Annotated in this window: 3 protein-coding genes and 1 pseudogene; 3 read left to right on the top strand and 1 reads right to left on the bottom strand. The window is 63.7% G+C overall.

Going from position 1 to position 1,664, the window contains the following annotated elements; genetic code table 11:
• On the bottom strand, positions 1-770 hold a 770-nt coding region (locus AHiyo1_RS07105), incomplete at its 3' end, for a DUF2254 family protein (protein WP_172465518.1).
• A 108-nt stretch (positions 771-878) separates the two neighbouring features.
• Between AHiyo1_RS07105 and AHiyo1_RS27880 the strand changes: the two are divergent.
• From AHiyo1_RS27880 to AHiyo1_RS26350, 3 genes and pseudogenes are all read left to right on the top strand, one after another.
• Positions 879-953: pseudogene (locus AHiyo1_RS27880) on the top strand (flavodoxin domain-containing protein); the annotation flags it as partial.
• A gap of 83 nt (positions 954-1,036) precedes the next feature.
• The gene (locus AHiyo1_RS07100; protein WP_253257198.1) at positions 1,037-1,417 is read left to right on the top strand and encodes a flavodoxin domain-containing protein; all 381 of its coding nucleotides are present in this window, start codon (positions 1,037-1,039) and stop codon (positions 1,415-1,417) included.
• A 103-nt stretch (positions 1,418-1,520) separates the two neighbouring features.
• A partial coding sequence (locus AHiyo1_RS26350; RefSeq protein ID WP_148667493.1) for a YceI family protein occupies positions 1,521-1,664 on the top strand: 144 nt, incomplete at its 3' end.

Here is a 1,664-nt window from a genome sequence, read left to right as displayed (position 1 = left end):
GCTCGCCGGTGGTCTCCCACACCCAGGCGAGCGGGGGAACCCGCGACGACGTGCCGGCCGATCATGGGCACCATCAGGGCCGTGAGGCCTCGGCTCGCGAGCACTTCGACGAACGCCTCGGCATGGAATGCCTGGACATATCCGGACTGCGGCACCAGCAAAGCGGTGGCGCCGGGCGGCGGGTCTGGCATGCGGATTCCGGGATTACCAGGGACGAACGACCGCGCGATCACCTTCAGCGTGGCCTTCTCAACGCCCTTCATGACTTGGTCCACCTGGATCGAGTGGGACAGATGGTGGGCGAAGAAGACAAGCATCACCATGCTCACGAACAGCAGCAGGAGTGCGCCGCTCACGGCGAGGCGAGGGTAGTCCTGGGTGCGCTGTCCGGCGGCGATGCCTACCGTGTAGAGGCCCGCCGTGCTGTAAGCGAATGTGGCCACGAAGGCGCTGAGGGTTACCTGGTTGGGTATGTCGCGCAGGAAGTTCCGCAGCAGCCGCGGGCTGAACTGCGTGGACGCGAGCTGCAGTGCCACCACAGTGAGGCCGAGCACGACGGCGATGACCGTCACCATGGTGCTCGCGATCCCGATGAGCAGGTTCCGCGCGTCGTCGGATGTCCCTTGGAAGAGGAGGACGGCGAAAGGTGACGTAGTGTCGAGCTGCACCGCGGAAAGGCCCGCGCCCGCGATGATCGCGACGACGACGGCGCAGGTCGGCATCGCCCACAGGGCACTCGCCAGATACTCCCGAACGGCATCACGCCTCACATGTGACACTCTCTGCCGACGGTGCTCGCCAGTCAAGGGGAGGCATGTTGAATATCCGGAGGACCTTGGACCCTATAACGGCCGCCCGGAGCCGGGACAGACTGGCATATGGCCAACATCTACATTGCTTACGGGACCGTTGAAGGACAGACGGCCCAGATTGCTGAATATATTGCCGACGTCGCTCGTGGCCATGGCCACGAGGTGCTGACGGCGGACATCAAGAAGTCCGGGGATACCTTGCCGGACGGTTACGACGCGTCCTGGTGGGGGCGTCCGTCCATGTGGGCAAGCACGAGGGCTATGTCCGGGACTTTGTCCGGAAGAACACGGCCGCGCTTCAGCGCCTTCCCTCCGCCTTCTTCTCGGTCAGCCTTGCCGCCCAGGGCGATGAAGTGAACGCCGAGGGTTATGTGGAGAAGTTCGAGGCTGAGACGGGGTGGCGTCCGGCCCACGTGGGCCTCTTCAGGGGCGCCCTCCTCTACACCCATTACGGTTTCCTCAAACGCGCCATGATGAAGAAGATCGCCCGCGACAAGGGCAGCCTGGACACGGATACCTCGCGCGACTACGTCTACACCGAGTGGGACGGGGTGAGGCGGTTCACCGAGGACTTCCTGGCTGGATTGGCTACACACGTGGCTTAGGCAACGGCCGGATCGCACCAGAATCCTTGACTTCATGCCGAGGCTCAACAAGGGTGGAAGGGATCGATCCACGCGAAATTCTTTCGAATCAGGAGATCCAAAAATGACTCTTCCCGCAGGTTTGACTTCAGGCACCTGGTTGCTGGACATGTCCCACAGCGAGATCGGCTTCAGTGTCCGGCACGCGGGCATCAGCAAGGTCCGCGGCCGCTTCACGGAAGCGAGCGCCGAGGCCCGCGTGCGCGAG

The organism is Arthrobacter sp. Hiyo1, from assembly GCF_001263615.2.
Lineage (GTDB): Bacteria > Actinomycetota > Actinomycetes > Actinomycetales > Micrococcaceae > Arthrobacter.
This window is presented reverse-complemented; position numbering and strand designations above follow the sequence as displayed.